This window comes from Pseudochrobactrum kiredjianiae, from assembly GCF_030362795.1.
Lineage (GTDB): Bacteria > Pseudomonadota > Alphaproteobacteria > Rhizobiales > Rhizobiaceae > Pseudochrobactrum > Pseudochrobactrum kiredjianiae.
This window is the reverse complement of record NZ_JAUCBM010000004.1, coordinates 20,537-37,213: the sequence shown is the minus strand read 5'-3', so window position 1 is coordinate 37,213 and position 16,677 is coordinate 20,537. Positions and strand designations below refer to the sequence as shown.

General features: G+C 51.4%; 16 protein-coding genes. 3 read left to right on the top strand and 13 right to left on the bottom strand.

All coding sequences use genetic code 11. The features are described from left to right. Positions 1 to 235 precede the first annotated feature (235 nt). The 3 genes from QUF18_RS09670 to QUF18_RS09660 form a co-directional block, all read right to left on the bottom strand. Positions 236 to 703 carry a GNAT family N-acetyltransferase gene (locus QUF18_RS09670; protein ID WP_289386852.1) on the bottom strand — a complete coding sequence of 156 codons (468 nt, stop codon included), beginning with the start codon at positions 701 to 703 and terminating at the stop codon, positions 236 to 238. Between the two features lie 33 nt (positions 704 to 736). Next, entirely contained in the window at positions 737 to 2,083 is a 1,347-nt protein-coding gene (locus QUF18_RS09665) for a DNA polymerase IV (protein ID WP_289386851.1), read from the bottom strand. A gap of 114 nt (positions 2,084 to 2,197) precedes the next feature. Next, positions 2,198 to 2,497 (bottom strand): DUF3572 domain-containing protein, encoded by a 300-nt coding sequence (locus QUF18_RS09660; protein ID WP_289386850.1) that lies wholly within the window; start codon positions 2,495 to 2,497, stop codon positions 2,198 to 2,200. 337 nt (positions 2,498 to 2,834) lie between these two features. On the opposite strand from QUF18_RS09660, the gene QUF18_RS09655 reads away from it, so the two are divergent. Together QUF18_RS09655 and QUF18_RS09650 are read left to right on the top strand one after the other, a co-directional pair. Next, entirely contained in the window at positions 2,835 to 3,206 is a 372-nt protein-coding gene (locus QUF18_RS09655) for a response regulator (RefSeq protein WP_113943017.1), read from the top strand. A 27-nt stretch (positions 3,207 to 3,233) separates the two neighbouring features. Then, positions 3,234 to 3,629 (top strand): VOC family protein, encoded by a 396-nt coding sequence (locus QUF18_RS09650; protein WP_289386849.1) that lies wholly within the window; start codon positions 3,234 to 3,236, stop codon positions 3,627 to 3,629. A 113-nt stretch (positions 3,630 to 3,742) separates the two neighbouring features. On the opposite strand, the gene rpmG is transcribed toward QUF18_RS09650, so the two are convergent. The 6 genes from rpmG to topA all read right to left on the bottom strand — a co-directional run bounded on the left by rpmG (position 3,743) and on the right by topA (position 11,835). Beyond that, on the bottom strand, positions 3,743 to 3,910 hold the full coding sequence (rpmG, locus tag QUF18_RS09645) for a 50S ribosomal protein L33 (protein ID WP_022712316.1): 168 nt from the start codon (positions 3,908 to 3,910) through the stop codon (positions 3,743 to 3,745). A 101-nt stretch (positions 3,911 to 4,011) separates the two neighbouring features. Then, entirely contained in the window at positions 4,012 to 5,205 is a 1,194-nt protein-coding gene (locus tag QUF18_RS09640) for an MFS transporter (protein ID WP_289386848.1), read from the bottom strand. 5 nt (positions 5,206 to 5,210) lie between these two features. Continuing rightward, positions 5,211 to 6,020, bottom strand: a complete 810-nt coding sequence (locus QUF18_RS09635; RefSeq protein WP_289386847.1) for an NUDIX hydrolase — start codon at positions 6,018 to 6,020, stop codon at positions 5,211 to 5,213. 5 nt (positions 6,021 to 6,025) lie between these two features. Continuing rightward, complete coding sequence (locus tag QUF18_RS09630) at positions 6,026 to 6,478, bottom strand: DUF983 domain-containing protein (RefSeq protein ID WP_289387158.1); 453 nt, start codon at positions 6,476 to 6,478, stop codon at positions 6,026 to 6,028. Positions 6,479 to 6,505: 27 nt separating this feature from the next. Beyond that, positions 6,506 to 8,791, bottom strand: coding sequence for a ribonuclease R (rnr, locus tag QUF18_RS09625; protein ID WP_434547418.1), 2,286 nt, complete (start codon positions 8,789 to 8,791; stop codon positions 6,506 to 6,508). Between the two features lie 332 nt (positions 8,792 to 9,123). Then, entirely contained in the window at positions 9,124 to 11,835 is a 2,712-nt protein-coding gene (gene topA / locus QUF18_RS09620; protein ID WP_289386845.1) for a type I DNA topoisomerase, read from the bottom strand. Between the two features lie 297 nt (positions 11,836 to 12,132). On the opposite strand from topA, the gene QUF18_RS09615 reads away from it, so the two are divergent. After that, positions 12,133 to 12,288, top strand: a complete 156-nt coding sequence (locus tag QUF18_RS09615) for a hypothetical protein (RefSeq protein WP_289386844.1) — start codon at positions 12,133 to 12,135, stop codon at positions 12,286 to 12,288. 36 nt (positions 12,289 to 12,324) lie between these two features. Here the strand turns inward: QUF18_RS09615 and dprA are convergent, their stop codons facing one another. The 4 genes from dprA to QUF18_RS09595 form a co-directional block, all read right to left on the bottom strand. After that, complete coding sequence (gene dprA / locus QUF18_RS09610) at positions 12,325 to 13,509, bottom strand: DNA-processing protein DprA (RefSeq protein ID WP_374806933.1); 1,185 nt, start codon at positions 13,507 to 13,509, stop codon at positions 12,325 to 12,327. Between the two features lie 3 nt (positions 13,510 to 13,512). Next, a complete protein-coding gene (gene plsY, locus QUF18_RS09605; protein WP_289386842.1) occupies positions 13,513 to 14,124 on the bottom strand; it encodes a glycerol-3-phosphate 1-O-acyltransferase PlsY in 612 nt (203 codons plus the stop codon). Between the two features lie 75 nt (positions 14,125 to 14,199). After that, entirely contained in the window at positions 14,200 to 15,486 is a 1,287-nt protein-coding gene (locus QUF18_RS09600; protein WP_374806894.1) for a dihydroorotase, read from the bottom strand. After that, on the bottom strand, positions 15,486 to 16,460 hold the full coding sequence (locus QUF18_RS09595) for an aspartate carbamoyltransferase catalytic subunit (RefSeq protein ID WP_289386841.1): 975 nt from the start codon (positions 16,458 to 16,460) through the stop codon (positions 15,486 to 15,488). Before QUF18_RS09595 ends, QUF18_RS09600 begins: the two co-directional genes overlap by 1 nt. Positions 16,461 to 16,677: the final 217 nt, after the last annotated feature.

Sequence of the window (16,677 nt, the reverse complement as noted above, 5' to 3'; positions counted from 1 at the left end):
AATGTTACGATAAATTCTGAGGGAGATTTCGCTGCTCTCTGTTGCAGGCAAATGTCACTTCCATGAAGAAATGATGACATGGCTTTTATTAGAGCGCCGTGTGCCAGACTTGGCACACAAAGGTCGCTCTAACACTTAAAACTAGAGCATAATTTCATCTTAAACTGATTCAAATTTAGAGAATTATGCTCTAGCATTTTATTCGCTAACAAAACGGTGGGTAAATGGAATGTAACTACGATGAGAAAACGCTGAAACGCTTGCAGATTGTATTGTCGCCGGTGCGGTAGCTTTGAAAACCAATCGAGTCATAATAGGCAAGCCCGTTGGCATTATCCGCGCTGATAGTTGCATCAATATTTTGCAAGTCTGCATTTTCAGCTGCGAGTCTTGTTGCGGCGAACAGCGCCTTGCCGACGCCGCGACGGGCTGCGTTCGGGCTGACATGGGTGCCGATAATACCCCAGCCGGCTGTAACACCATATACATTGTCTTCAACAGCGCGGATCAGCGACTGGAATCCCAAAACCTCGCCATTTTCATCTTCCGCTACACTGCATAAAATGCCATGCGGATTATTGATATAGTTATCGCGTACAAAATCCTGATCATGCGGGCGCTGCCGCTGGGTGACTGCAATAATATCCGTCAAAATGCGGCTCATGGCTTCAGCGTCACTCAATCGGGCAGTTCTGACGATCATTGCTTTATCTTCCGTATCAATAGCTGCATGCAGTTACTTGTCTGAAGGTGTTTGCGGGCGGGCGAGGTTGCCTTTACCGAATGTATAGCCGGTTTCTACGGTCTTTGAGCCAAATTTGGAGCGGAGCTTATCAATCGCTGTTTCTGCCGCTGCGCGTTTACCTGCTTTGATATCCACCAGATCAGGCGGATCGGCTTTCACCGGATCAGTGAGGTCGGTTACACCAATGCCGAGCAGGCGATATTTCGTGCCGTCGATTTCTTTTTGCAGCATATAAAGGCCGGTACGGAAAATCTTGTCTGCAAGCTGCGTAGGATCGCTCAGGCGATGATTGCGGGTACGGCTCTGGAAATCCTTGGTTTTGAGCTTCAGCACCACTGTATGGCCTGCAATGTCGCCATGCTTTAATCGCCCTGCGACTTTCTCCGAGAGGGCGCGCAGCACCGGCACCAGTTCCTCAGCCTTGGCGATATCAATATCAAAGGTGGTTTCATTGGAGATGCTCTTCATCTCGCTTTCCGGCTGCACCGTGCGTGTATCCATACCACGGGAAAGGCGATACATCCGCTGCCCCATCACGCCATAGGATTTCATCAGCGTGGATTCCTCCATCTGCTGTAATTGCCCGATGGTCTGAATGCCGTCTGCATTGAGTTTGGCATTCAGCGCCTTGCCAACACCCCAGATCATGCCGACCGGTTTAGGTTTCAGAAAATCCTGCGCCTCCTTTTCTCCGATCACCGAGAAGCCGCGTGGTTTTTCCAGATCAGAGGCAAGCTTGGCCAGGAACTTACAATAAGACAGGCCGACAGAAACAGTAATGCCGATTTCCTGCTCAATGCGACGGGCAAACTCGGCCAGCACAAGGGCAGGCGGGGCGCGGTGCAGTTTGTCCGTACCGCGCATATCCAAAAATGCTTCGTCAATTGAGAGCGGCTCGACCAAAGGCGTGAGATCAAACATCATTTTGCGAATCTGGTGACCGACAATGCGGTATTTCTCCATATTCGGAGGCACGAAAATAGCCTCAGGGCATAGCTCAATAGCTTTGAAAGTCGGCATAGCCGAACGCACGCCGTGAATACGCGCAATATAGCAGCAGGTGGAAACCACGCCACGCTTACCGCCGCCAACAATCACCGGCTTATCACGCAAATCAGGATTATCGCGTTTTTCAATGGAAGCATAAAAAGCATCGCAATCAATATGCGCGAAGCTGAGATCATAAAGCTCTTCATGCCGCACCAAACGCGGACTGCCGCAAGAGCTGCACCGTGGGCGAGGTTCCGTGCGGCGTTTTTTCTGCACGGTCAGGCAATCGCGGCAGAAACCTGCCTGCGGATCAGCCTCAGCAAAATAACCGGAAACACCGTTGACCATCGTAAAACCTGTATTGTGAACCGAACATATGCGGAACATTTGCACGATACAGGTTGATGGCCACTTGTACCAGCGATTTTTATGCACAAATCACAAGCTGGTTTTTCAAGCCGTTTACATTGATTGATCGTAGGCGCTGTCGCCATTCGGCAAAAAGCGCAATGCCTGATTCATGCTTTCCGGTTTGTGGCCGGTTGCCTCACAAAATTGCATCAATGTCGGCTCATGGGCGAGAAAGAACTGCAAAACACCGGTCAGGAAGGCCGGTTCACCGGCAGCTTCGCGGATCGAAGAAATTTCAATGCCGGTGAGGGACAGAAAGCGATTCATCAAATCCGGCTGCTGAGCCAGAAAGACCAGAGCTTCAACGGCCAGATTTTCAGCATCACTTTGATTCAGGATAGTTTTTGACATTTTGTTTTTCCTGCTGATTTTTACGTTTTGGCAACTGTAATTGCATCTTTATCTGTATGAAAGCTGTTTAAGAGCAATTTGGTCACGGATCAATGTTATGCTTTTGATATCCGGTGTTGACAGGCTTGATCCGGCGATTTGCATTAGAGCGTATCCCGAAAAGTGTGAAACGGTTTTCGGATAAGATACGCGCCAGACAATTAGATAGAGCATTTCCTTTGCTACAAGATTGAACCGGAAATGCTCTATAGATTGACGTGGCTCAAAAACTACGGAATGCTGCTGATAGAGGTGGCGACATATTCAGATGGCCCTCTGAATAATAAGGTAATTTTTCATGACCAAAAAAGTAATGATCGTTGAAGATAATGAGCTGAATATGAAGCTTTTCCGCGATCTGATTGAAGCCAGCGGTTATGAAACAATTCGCACGCGCAATGGTCTGGAAGCAATGGATCTGGCGCGTATTCATCATCCTGATCTGATCCTGATGGATATTCAGCTGCCGGAAGTTTCCGGTCTTGAAGTGACCAAATGGCTGAAAGAAGATGATGAACTGAAAGCCATTCCGGTGATTGCAGTCACAGCCTTCGCTATGAAGGGCGACGAAGAGCGTATTCGTCAGGGTGGCTGTGAGGCTTATATTTCCAAGCCGATCTCCGTGCCGCGCTTTATTGAGACGATCAAATCCTATCTCGGCGATCTGTAGTTACAGCACATCGCCTTATTGAGGTGAATGATGACTATTCCGAAGTTCCGCATTGTAAGACCGACAGATAATCTGGATGCTCTGCTTGCTTTCTATAGAGATGGCTTAGGGCTGACTGTTTTTGATCGTTTTCAGGATCATGACGGTTTCGATGCAATCATTATGGGGCAGGAAAATGCGCCCTATCACTTTGCATTTACACGTACCAATAAGCATCAGGCAGGTAAGGCGCCAACACAAGATAATCTGCTGGTTTTTTACCTGCCGGATCATGACGCGTGGGAAAGTGCTGTGGATCGTATGAAGGCTGCCGGTTTTGCACCTGTGACTTCCTTCAATCCTTACTGGGACAAGAAGGGGCTGACTTTCGAAGATCCGGACGGTTACCGTATTGTTTTACAACAGTCGGATTGGGTGCCTTAAAGAATTTCACTCTGATCACGGCTCTTATTCAAAACGCATCAGAGAATGTCTGCATTCAGGCAATAAAAAACCCGGGCTAAAAAGCCCGGGTTTTTTAATAACCGAAACCAGAATTATTTGATTTTGGTTTCTTTGAATTCGACGTGTGCCTTAGCAACTGGGTCGTACTTACGCTTTGTCATTTTTTCCGTCATTGTACGGCTGTTCTTCTTGGTTACGTAGAAGAAGCCTGTGTCAGCGGTCGACAACAGCTTAATTTTAATTGTTGTAGCCTTAGCCATAACGTTATCCTGCTCTTTTAAAAAATAAAACCGCCTGCGATTCCGGCGATCTCATCCGGGTGCGGGAATTTGGCGCGACACTACGGATACACGCCAAAAAGTCAAGCCCGCTGTTTACGAACTGTCAGTCTGATGAGCAAAATTATGATAAATGCTGCAAAAAACAGTGACAAAGTGATTGGGAAGCCCTTCGCGCCCATCAAATCCATGCCGACACCGGCTGCCTGAGGACCTGCCAGCATGCCGATACCATAGCAGAAAATGAACGCTGCGTTGGCCGAAGCAAGCTCACGTCCCTGCAATTGTGAACCAAGATGTGCAAGCCCCACGGTATAAAGGCCAGCAACCACACCACCCCAGATCAGCAACAGGAACGCCATCAGATACCAATTGCCGACGACAGACGGCAGCGCAATCATACCGATGAAGCCGATGACAGCACAAATCAGCAAGAGTATGCGACGATCACGAATACGGTCAGAGATAAGGCCGAGCGGTATCTGCATCAGCACATTGCCAAGGCCGACCATAGTGAGCAGTAGCGCCGCATCACCCTCATTGAGACCGACACGCGTGCCAAAGACAGGGAACAACGCAAAGCCGCCGGTTTCCACCGCGCCATAGACAAAGACTGCCATGGTCGCCGCAGGAACGATGAAAATATAAGGCAGAAACGGGACGTGTTCGCCTTCTTCAAATTCAGGGCTGTCTTTTCTGGCAATCATGACCGGAATGACTGCAAGCGCAATAATCACCATGCCGATACCAAAAGGTGTAAAGCCGCCACTGCCGATAATTGAGAACAGCCACGGCCCTACGGCAAAGCCGAGCGACAGACAGGTGGCGTAAATACCAAGCACCAACCCGCGCTTAGCAGGCGGGGCAGAGGTGTTAACCCAATATTCCGACAGCACAAACAGCACGGTGAGGGCGAAATGCAGCGACACGCGCAGAGCGAACCATGCAATGATATCCGGAAACAGATAGAAACCGAGGAACGACAGGCCACTGATTAGCAGCATCAGCATCATAGAGCGGGCAACGCCAAGATATGAACCAATGCGCGCAGAAAGTGCGGCACCAAACAGCGAGGCCAGACCGGCGACAGCTGTATTGGCACCGATGATACTTGCCGAATAACCACGGCTTTCCAGAAGCACACTCAGCAGTGGAATGCCAAGGCCGATTGCGGCACCCACGGCACTGATTGTTGCAATTGCTGCACCGAGTGAGCGCCACTGTGTTGGCTGAATCACTTCTGATGCGACTTCAGATGGAAGATGGTCTTGCTGCATGTAATTTAAATCACCTCACGGACATGACGGCCATGCCGTTTACGATAGAGCGGAACCGGATATATAGACGACAAACTCATGTCTTCGAGCAGGAGTTTTTCAATATCCCGTAAAATAATGCGCGTAATCGCTGCAATATTGAGATTAAAAGCCTCCGCAAAGCTCACAAATTTCAAATCAGATAATTCCGGCTCACTATAGACCGGTGATTCTGTAAGGCTGATGTCAGCGGGAATGAGGCCGGAGCTTTTCACTGCCGGACTAAGCTCATCAAGAAAACTGGCAAAGAATCGCGCATCATAGCGGCGGCTATGACCGGGCGGCGTAATTGCGCGTGCCACATAGCGAAGCTGCGATAAATCGGGCAAGTGCTGCATCTGAGCAAAACCATCCCACGGGTGCGTCTGAGCCTCACTGTGAGGGGTGCCGAGCAGCAGGCCGGTTTCCTCATAGGTCTCGCGGATCGCAGTCATAGCTAAAGCACGGGCGCGCTGTGTACTGGCACGAGTGCCAAGACCTGCCAGCAGTTTTTCTTCATCTTGCGGCCTGAGATGGTTGGCGGCAGTGATTTTGCCGTCCTGTGCATCGGTGCCGCCGCCTGGAAACACAAAGACATCCGGCATAAACTGCATGGCGCGAGCGCGTCGTCCCATCAGGATGCGCGGTTCTTTGCTGTTACGGTCGATGAGGATGAGGGAAGCTGCGTCTTTAGGACGGATCACGCTGCCAGATGCGGCTTTTCTACGTCGGGTAGCAGCCGCATCTTCAGCGTTATACATTGCGATTAAATCGTCTTCCGGAATACGATCAGACATTTGCGTCAGATATATTCCTGCTGGCTCTCTTTATCAAAGCCATGCATGTAGAGTGCCCATTGCAGGCCGATGGTCGCGCCTTTGATTGGTTGCAGCAGAGCCAGCGACATCAGAATAGTAACCGGCCCCCAAATCGCCAGATGCCCCCAGAGCGACAGACCGCCCATGGTTTCAACCATCATGAACAGCGCAATCACCACATGGCCGACAATCAGCACAGTCAGATAGGCTGGAAGATCGTCCGCGCGTTGCGGTGTAAAGTCTTCATCACAGACGGAGCAATTGGCAACAGGACGTAAGAATGTACGGAACAGCTTGCCATCGTTGCAATTGGGGCAGCGACAGAGGAAACCACGTTGCATGGCTTGCCCCAACGGGCGCGGCACACGGGTAGATTTTTTAGTGTCTCCACCGAAAATTTGGGGTTCCGTCTGTGATATTGTCTGATCGCTGCTCATCATTGTCTCCCCGACATCAGTTCTGGGTTATCTTTTGCTTTTGCGCGAAATATGGGATGGTTTGCCTTTAGCGGGACCGCCACTACGGGATTTTCCCGTGTTACGGCTAAATTTGGTAGCTTTATGGTGCGATTGCAAGGATGCAGGCAGCAAACGCGGTTCAGTCAGCATTTCAAAACGTAGCGCACCGGCAACCGGTTGTGCTTCAACCAGTCTTACCTCCACACTGTCACCGAGACGATAGCCTTTGCCTGAGCGTTCGCCGGCGACCGAGTGACCGGCCTCATCATAGTGATAATATTCCCGACCCAAAGTGGAAATGGGAATAAAGCCATCGGCGCCATATGTCGCAAGGGTCACAAACAGACCGGCTCTGGTCACACCTTGTACGCGTGCCTGAAACTCGCTGCCAACCTGTTCGGCCAGATGATGGGCAATCAGACGATCCGTCGTTTCACGTTCTGCCAGCATAGCACGGCGTTCTGTCTGGGAAATCGACTGGGCAATGGCTGGCAATTCACCAACTTCATCATTGCTCAGACCATCTGGCCCAAGATTGAGTGCGCGGATCAGCGCGCGATGAACGATCAGATCGGCATAGCGGCGAATAGGCGAGGTGAAATGCGCGTAGTGGCGCAAATTCAGCCCGAAATGACCGATATTTTCGGTGTTATATTCCGCCTGACTCTGGGAGCGCAATACCACCTGATTGACCAGTTCTTCGTGATCTGTGCCTTTGACACGGGACAGAATACCGTTGAACTGACCCGGGCGCAGTTCCGCACCACGGGCAAGGCTGATCTCAAGTGTTTTGAGGAAATCGCGTAAGGATTCCTGCTTCGCTAATGACGGGACATCATGAATACGATAGATCAGCGGCTGGTTTTTGGCTTCCAGCACTTCAGCGGCGGCGACGTTAGCCTGAATCATAAACTCTTCAATGAGTTTATGCGCATCAAGGCGTTCAGGCACGACCACTTTCAGAACTTGTCCCTGATCGTCGAGGATCAGCTTCTTCTCCGGCAGATCAAGTTCCAGCGGCTCGCGCTTGTCACGCGCTTTTTTAAGCGCAGCATAGGCCTTCCACAGTGGCTTCAGGCTGATATCAATGACGCGTTCGGTCTTCTCGTCCAGAGCGCCGTCAATCGCTGCCTGCGCCTGTTGGTAGGCGAGGCGGGCAATCGAGCGCATCATGATACGGTGGAAGCTGTGCGACCGTTTACGTCCGTCTGCCCCGATAATAATACGTACCGCCATTGCAGGGCGGTCAACACCTTCACGCAGCGAGCAAAGATCGTTGGAAATGCGCTCCGGTAACATCGGTACCACGCGATCAGGGAAATAGACCGAATTGCCGCGTTTCAACGCTTCATGATCGAGCGCTGAGCCGTGCGGTACATAATAGCTGACATCCGCAATGGCGACGACAATGACAAAGCCGCCTTCATTGTTCGGGTCTGTGTCCGGTTCTGCAAACACCGCATCATCGTAGTCCTTGGCATCAACCGGATCAATGGTGACCAATGGCAATGAGCGCCAGTCTTCGCGATGGCTCATCGTGGCAGGTTTGGCGTTTTCTGCCTGCTCAATGGCCTTTTCAGGGAAGATATGCGGAATTTCATATTCGTGAATAGCAATCATCGACAGCGCTTTTTCACTGCTGATGGAACCGATTACCTGTTCAATCTTGCCTTGCGGCAGGCCAAAACGACTTTTCTGATGCGGGATCACTTCTACCAGATCGCCGGATTTGGCACCATTGAGATGCTCGGCATCAATGCTGACTTCAGTCTGTTTGCGATTCACCGGTTCAAGACGATATTCGCCGCTCTGCAACTGGCGCAAAATGCCAAGCACAGCATTATCGCGCTTTTCCAGTTTTTTGATCACGCGACCGGTATAAGGCACGCCGCCCTTGTCAGAATTGGCAAAAATCTTCGCCAAAATCTGATCGCCGACCCCAACCGTCGGACCTTTATCTTTGTGTGTACGGCGCAGGAGTACCAGTGGTGCAGCCGTTTCGCCACTCCATTCGATCGGGCGGGCAATCAGACCGCCATCATTATCGCGGCCGGTAATCGTCAGCGAAGCAATCGGTGGCAAAGTGTTCGGGCGGGAGAGCTTTTTGGCACGCTTTTCAACTTGTCCGTCATTAGCCAGCTCGCGAAGGATATCTTTGAGATAGATGCGTGCATCGCCTTTAAGGTTAAACGCCTTGGCAATATCACGCTTGGCAGCGCGGTCAGGATTTTCGGTGATAAAAGTGAGAATATCTTCCTTGGTAGGAAGATAGGCCTCTGAAAGCGGCTTCACTTTGGTTTTACCGGAAAAGGTCTTGTTGTTTTTTGCACCCTTCTGGTTTTTCTGTGTGCCTGAGCCGCTGTTACGGTCAGAAGAAGGGTCTATTCTGCGAGCCAATCCGGTCATCCTTAATATTTACTTTTCATAAAGTCCTGAAAACTCTTTAAAGCATTTCAGCACAAAATGGAAACATTTGCTTGCGCCGGAGTAAAATGGGAAAACATCGGTCAAAAGCAAAGTTCAACCAAATAAAAAGGGCACCATAACGGATATGGTGCCCTTTGTTCTTTAGAGCGCTGTGTGCCAGACTTCGCACATAAAGGTCGCTCTAAGTTATGTGGTGCTTATTCAGCCGCATCCGCTTTTTTAGGTTTGGCGGCTGCTTTGGTTGCAGGCTTTTTCGCTGCCGGTTTTTTGGCTGCTGCCTTTTTCACCGGTTTTGTTTCAGCATCTGCATCATTCGCATCCGCTTTGGTTGTCTTTTTAGCCGCTGCTGTCTTCTTCGGAGCCGCTGCTTTTTTAGGTGCGGCTTTCTTCGTGGTCTTCTTGGCAGAACCACCCTTGGCTTTAATCAGCTCAAGCGCTTCTTCCATTGTTACTGTTGCCGGATCTTTGCCTTTTGGCAGCGTGGCATTGACCTTGCCCCAATTGACATAAGGGCCATAGCGACCGTCCCGAACAGTAATCGAGCCGCCGTCCGGATGATCGCCAAGCGTTGCCAAAGCTGCCGGAGTAGCGCGGGTACGACCACCTTTCGCAGCTTTTTCTGCCAGCACAGTCACTGCACGGTTGATGCCGATTTCAAACACATCCTCAATGCTGTCCACATTGGCGAATGCGCCGTCATGGGCAATATAAGGGCCATAACGACCGAGACTTGCGGTGATCATCTTACCGCTTTCAGGATGCGGCCCCACATCGCGCGGCAAGTTAATCAGCTTTAGCGCTTTTTCCAGATCAAGCTCGCTTAAGCTCCAGCCTTTCGGCAGGCTTGAACGCTTGGCTTCTTTGCCTTCGCCGCGCTGAATATACGGGCCAAAACGACCGGTACGCGCAGTAATATCTTCACCTGTTGCCGGATCCTGACCAAGCACCTTCGGCTCATCAGAAGCACCGGCTGCATCGCCTTCACCCTCAGTGCCAAGCTGGCGGGTGAATTTACATTCAGGATAGTTGGAGCAACCGACAAACGCGCCATATTTACCGAGTTTCAGTGACAGATTGCCTTCGCCACAGGTCGGGCAGATACGCGGATCCATACCATCGCCACGGTCAGGGAAGGCAAGGGCAGAAAGTTGCTCATTAAGCGCATCCAGCACATTGGTAACGCGCAGTTCTTTGGTACTGTCGACATTACCGGAGAAATCTTTCCAGAAATCACGCAGCACGTCTTTCCATGCCAGCTTGCCGTCGGAAATCAGATCGAGCTTTTCTTCCAGACTTGCGGTGAAATCATATTCCACATAACGCTCGAAGAAGCTTTCAAGAAACGCTGTTACTAAGCGACCTTTAGCCTGCGGAATCAGCTTGCGCTTATCCATAGTGACATATTCACGGTCATTCAGGGTTTTGAGCGTTGCCGCATAGGTGGAAGGACGGCCAATGCCAAGCTCTTCCATGCGTTTGATGAGCGAAGCTTCGGAATAGCGCGGTGGTGGTTCAGTCGAATGCTGGGTTGCATCGATTTTCTCACGCTTCAGTGTCTCACCGGCATTGATCTGCGGCAGACGTGCGCCGTCCTCGTCCTCATCTTCTTCTTCGCGGTGATCCGTATAGGCCGCAAGAAAGCCGTTGAAGCGAACAACAGAGCCATTGGCACGCAATGTCGCCGAACGGGCGCCGTTCTTGGCTTCGATATCGACAGCTGTGCGCTCAATATCCGCAGGCTGCATCTGGCTGGCAATTGCGCGTTTCCAGATCAGCTCATACAGGCGTGCCTGATCTTCATCGAGATATTTGCGCACTTCTTTCGGATGACGGTTGAAGTCAGTCGGACGCACCGCTTCGTGCGCTTCCTGCGCATTCTTGGCTTTGGTGGAGTAGTAGCGCGGCTTTTCCGGCACGTAATTATCACCGAAAGTCTGGCCAATGGCTTTGCGGGCAGCAGTAATCGCTTCCGGTGCCATCTGCACACCATCGGTACGCATATAGGTGATCAGACCGGTGGTTTCTCCGCCAAGCTCAATACCTTCATAAAGGCGCTGCGCGACCTGCATGGTACGCGATGCCGAGAAACCGAGCTGACCACTGGCGGCCTGCTGCAAGGTGGAGGTGGTGAATGGCGGGCCCGGATTGCGTTTGGTTGGCTTGGCATCAACGCTCATGACGTTGAAGCTTGCGCCTTCCAACATGGTGCGGATGCCGGTTGCCTGCTCTTCGTTCTTGATGTCCAGCTTGCCGAGTTTCTTGCCGTCAACAACAGTCAGACGTGCAGTGAAATTATCGCTGCGTGGTGTCTGGAGCAGGGCCGCAATATTCCAATATTCTTCACGGATAAAGCGTTCAATTTCGGTTTCGCGGTCACAGACAAGGCGCAGGGCTACGGACTGCACCCGACCAGCTGAGCGCGAACCCGGCAATTTGCGCCACAGAACCGGCGACAGTGTAAAGCCTACCAGATAATCGAGCGCACGGCGTGCCAGATAAGCGTCGACCAGTGGCACGTCGATCTCACGCGGATTGGCCATCGCTTCCAGAACAGCGTTTTTGGTAATGGCGTTGAACACTACACGTTTGACCGGCTTGGAGCCGAGCACTTTTTTCTGACGCAGCACATCCAGCACATGCCATGAAATGGCTTCACCTTCGCGATCCGGATCCGTTGCCAGAATCAGACTGTCACTTTCCTTGAGCGCCTTGGCGATCTCGGAAAGGCGTTTGGAAGAGGCCGCATCAACCTCCCAGCTCATGGCAAAATCTTCGTCAGGGCGTACAGAACCGTCTTTTGCCGGCAAATCGCGGACATGACCAAAAGACGCCAGAACCTTATAGTCTGAGCCTAAATACTTATTAATTGTTTTGGCCTTGGCGGGCGATTCAACGACAACGACATTCATATTGCGGGTCCAGATTAACGTACACAGCCGGATATGCCCGGATTGCGCCAGTGTTGAAAATCAAGTGCTGAAAATCATCATGCTGGCAGGATTGTTCTCATTCAAATGAACAGCGAAAGCAGATTGGTCAAGAGCAAACACTGTTTTTTACGCAAAACAACGACAGGTTGACAATAGTTATTATGTAATCTTAGGTTGAATTTATAGCTAGCGGCAGCACTCTGTTTTTATTCAATTTGCCTAAAAATAAATTTTCATCCGGCTTATTATTGTATTCGTATAGGCGAGAGTATGGTTATGAAGGAAAGTAAAGAACAGGCTTATCAAGAGCTGATTTATGTTCATGATTTATTGTTACAGCTGCGTCAGATCGCCCAGAACAACCACTATCCGATGCTTGCCTATTTTATTGAGATGGCATGGGTGGAAGTTTCAGATGTTCTGCGTTCATAATTCGGGCAACCGACCCGAAACTGAAAAATAGCCTCTTTATGTCGGCAAAAGAGCTATCAGCCCGTCATTGCTGCGTTGTAACTGACCGGCAAGGTCAAGCTCCAGCAAAGCCAGATGCACGGCAGACGGTGTTAATGCCGTATGGCGGATAATTGCATCCACTGAGGCGGGCGTGCTGCTGAGGGCATTGCGGATACGCTCAATATCAGCGCTGCCGTTTGGCTGGTTATTCGATGTTTCAAAAGAAAGCGGTGCAGCTTGCGCGAGAATTTGTGCAGAATCTTCTGTGAAAACAAAACCGGCCTGTTGCGGTGCCGTACCGTCCTTTCGCAGCATCGGTGCCAATGCGTCAAAGATATCCTGCGCTTGCGTGAGCATGATCGCACCATTTTTCAGCAGCGTATTGGTGCCACTGGCGCGCGGATCAAGCGGTGAGCCGGGGACTGCAAAAACCAGTCTACCCATTTCACCCGCCAGTCTTGCGCTGATGAGTGAGCCGGAGCGCTGTGCCGCTTCGATCACGGCAAGACCGAGAGACAAACCGGCAATGATACGATTACGGCGCGGAAAATCCTGCGCCCGTGGCACCCAGTCGAACGGCATTTCTGAAATGATGATCCCGCCATTATCAATGACTTGATCGAGTAGCGGCATATTCTCCGGCGGATAAGGGCGGTTCAAGCCACCGGCAAGCACAGCAATTGTGCCGGTCTCTAAGCTGGCTTTGTGGGCAGCCGTATCAATGCCCCTTGCGAAGCCTGAAACAATGGAAAAAGCGGATTGGCCGAGATCGCGCACCAGCTGGCTCGTGAAGGCACAGGCTGTAGCGGAGGCATTGCGTGCGCCAACAATGGCGACCGGCGGCTTGCAGAAAAGCTGCGTATCACCAAGCACAGTCACGATTGGCGGTGGATTGAGCATTTGCCGTAAATATTGAGGATAGTCCGGTTCACCCATGCCGATCAATCTGGCACCGGCGCGATCAATCGCTTCCAGTTCCTGTTCAGCGTCTTGCTGGCTATGGATACGGAGCGGGCGTTTAGCTGTAGAGCGCACCAGTTGGGGCAGGCGCTCCAATGCGGCAGCAGCGCTGCCGCAATAGGCGATCAGATCGCGAAAACTGGCAGGCCCGACATTGTCACTGCGGATAAGCCGCAGCCAGTTGAGTCTCTGCTGGTCTGAGAGACGAATTCCTTTTGATTGCGAACCCGTCTCCCTGATCATTTATTTTGATCCTATCTTGGTTTCAGTTCCGCTGAGTAACCGCTTGATATTCTCACGGTGTTTGATGAAAACAATCACAGTGAGAATGGCAAATAGCAGTGCGGTTTTTGTCAGGCCGAGATAGAGAATGGATACCGGCACTACGATGCTGGCAATCAGCGCTGAGAGCGATGAGTAGCGGGTGAGAAGCGCAACAATGATCCATACTGCTGCAAAAACCAATGCACCCGGCCAGACCAGACCCAGCAAAATGCCGAGATAGGTGGCAACGCCTTTACCGCCTTTAAAACCAAGCCAGACCGGAAATAGATGGCCGAGAAAAGCCCCGAGACCGGCAGCAAGCGCATAATCACGACCGAAATAGGCGGCAACCAGCACGGCAATTGTGCCTTTGAGCATATCGCAAAGCAGGGTTGCGGCAGCAATTTTTTTGTTGCCGGTACGCAGTACATTGGTCGCGCCGATATTGCCGGAGCCGATGGAGCGCACATCGCCCAGACCAGCCATGCGGGTCAGCAGCAGGCCAAAGGGAATTGAACCAAGCAGATAGCCAAAAATCAGCGCCGCAAAAATGCCAGCAACGCCGCCGGTGATAATCAGTGGTTCAAGCATAGTATCCCCTCGAAATTGCGCGTCCCTTCACAGAGACAAGTGAAATTAGGCATAAAATCCGCATCAAAACAATATTTATAATGCATAGACCGTTTTGCCGTTGACGACTGTGCGGATCACGCGACCCTGAAATTTAGCATCTTCAAAAGAGCTGTTTTTCGAGAGAGAGCGCAATTCATCAGCCTTCACGACCCATGGTTCATAGAGATCAACCACAGCAAAATCAGCCTTTGCACCAACTTTGAGTGTACCGGCATCAAGGCCATAGAGCTTGGCCGGAGCAGTGGAAAGCACTTCAATCAGGCGCATCAGGGTCAGAGATTCATTGTGATAGAGACGAAGCGCTGCGCCAAGCAGTGTTTCCAGTCCGATCGCACCGGCTTCAGCATCGGCAAAAGGCAGGCGTTTGGTGTCCACATCCTGCGGATTGTGGGCAGAGACAACCACATCAACTGTGCCGTTGCGCACAGCTTCAATCATCGCCTGACGGTCGTCTTCATCGCGCAGCGGCGGGGAAAGACGGAAAAAGGTACGATATTCGCCAATATCATTTTCATTGAGTGATAAATGATTGATGGAAACGGCAGCGCTGACTTTTGTGTTGGTTTCTTTGGCGCGGCGCAAAGCCTGCACCGACATATCACAAGAAATTTGCGCGGCGTGATAGTGACCGCCGGTCATGCTTGCCAGACGTAGGTCGCGCTCAAGCGGGATGACTTCTGCTTCACGCGGGCTGCCCGACAGGCCGAGCCAGCTGGCAAAAAGCCCGCTATTCATCGCGCCGCCGCCGAGATACGGATCCATGGTTTCATGGGCAATAACGGCGCCGAAATCTTTGGCATAGGTCAGCGCACGGCGCAGCAACAATGTATTAGCCAGAGATTTGCGGCCTTCAGTAAAGGCAACCACACCGGCTTCACGGAGCAGACCCATTTCGGTCATTTCCTCACCCAGTAAGCCGCGGGTGATGGCCGCAGCCGGATGGACATTGACGATCGCCGTGTCGCGGGCAGTCCGTTTCACGAATTCGACCAGTGCCACATTATCAATCACCGGATCGGTATCCGGCATCATAATCATAGACGTTACACCACCGGCAGCAGCAGCCTGACTGGCCGAGGCAATGGTTTCACGGTGTTCTGTACCTGGTTCACCGATAAACACACGGCTGTCAACCAGACCCGGGATCAGTACATTACCATTAAGGTCAATGATTTCCGCACCTTCCGGTGTGCCCTGATTGTTGGCATCTGCACCGCTGGCAATAATAACGCCGTCCTGAACGATCAGCGTGCCGTTTTCATCGAGTTTACGCGAAGGATCAATGATGCGGGCATTGGTGTAAACTGTAGTGCTCATCATCAGGCTCCAACACCATCAAAGTTTTCAGGATTTCGTCGGGGATCAAGCAGCGCTTCCATCACAGCCATGCGGACAGCGACGCCCATTTCTACCTGTTGCTGGATCACGCTTTGCGGGCCGTCAGCAATATCCGAGGCAATTTCCACGCCGCGGTTCATCGGACCCGGATGCATCACCAAGGCGTCAGGCTTTGCATATTTGAGCTTTTCTTTATCCAGCCCGTAAAAGTGGAAATATTCACGCACTGAGGGCACGAAAGAGCCGCTCATACGCTCGCGCTGCAAGCGCAGCATCATCACCACATCGGCGTCTTTCAGACCTTCTTTCATGGAGTTGAAGACTTCAACGCCCATGTTTTCAATGCCGGATGGCAGCAGAGTGGAAGGTGCAATCACCCGCACCCGTGCGCCCAGCGCATTGAGCAGCAGAATATTGGAGCGCGCCACACGCGAATGCAGCACGTCACCGCAGATTGCCACGATCAGGCGGCCGACTTTGCCTTTAGCGCGCCGAATAGTCAGTGCATCAAGCAGCGCCTGTGTCGGGTGTTCATGCGCGCCGTCACCGGCATTGACCACGGAGCAGCCGACTTTTTGCGCGAGCAATGCGGCGGCACCGGCAGATGCGTGACGGATCACCAGAATATCCGGTTGCATCGCATTGAGGGTCATTGCTGTATCAATCAGCGTTTCACCCTTTTTGACCGAAGAATTGCCGACAGACATATTCATCACATCGGCACCGAGGCGTTTGCCAGCCAGTTCAAAGGATGATTGTGTGCGGGTGGAGTTTTCAAAAAACAGATTAATCTGCGTGCGGCCGCTTAAGATCGTTTTCTTTTTTTGCGGCTGGCGTGATACGGCGACTTCACTGTCTGCCAGATCGAGCAGGATATTTATATCAAGAGGAGAAAGATCTTTAATCCCGAGCAAATGGCGGTGGGGAAAAAGGGGCGAGGGAGATTGTTCTGTCATCACAGCTATTCCCTAAATCTGTTTTCAGTAAAAACTTGTTTGCGGCCTTATATATGCTTTTATGGCTTTGTCGAATAAGGGTAACAAAAAAAGACAGATTATTGAGGGGATATTTATAATTTTGCCGCAAACAATGGGACAAGGCGAATATTAGAGATTCGCGTATGAATTTTAAATATAAAACCGGCGGCTGAAATCTCCGGCTAAATGGATGGAA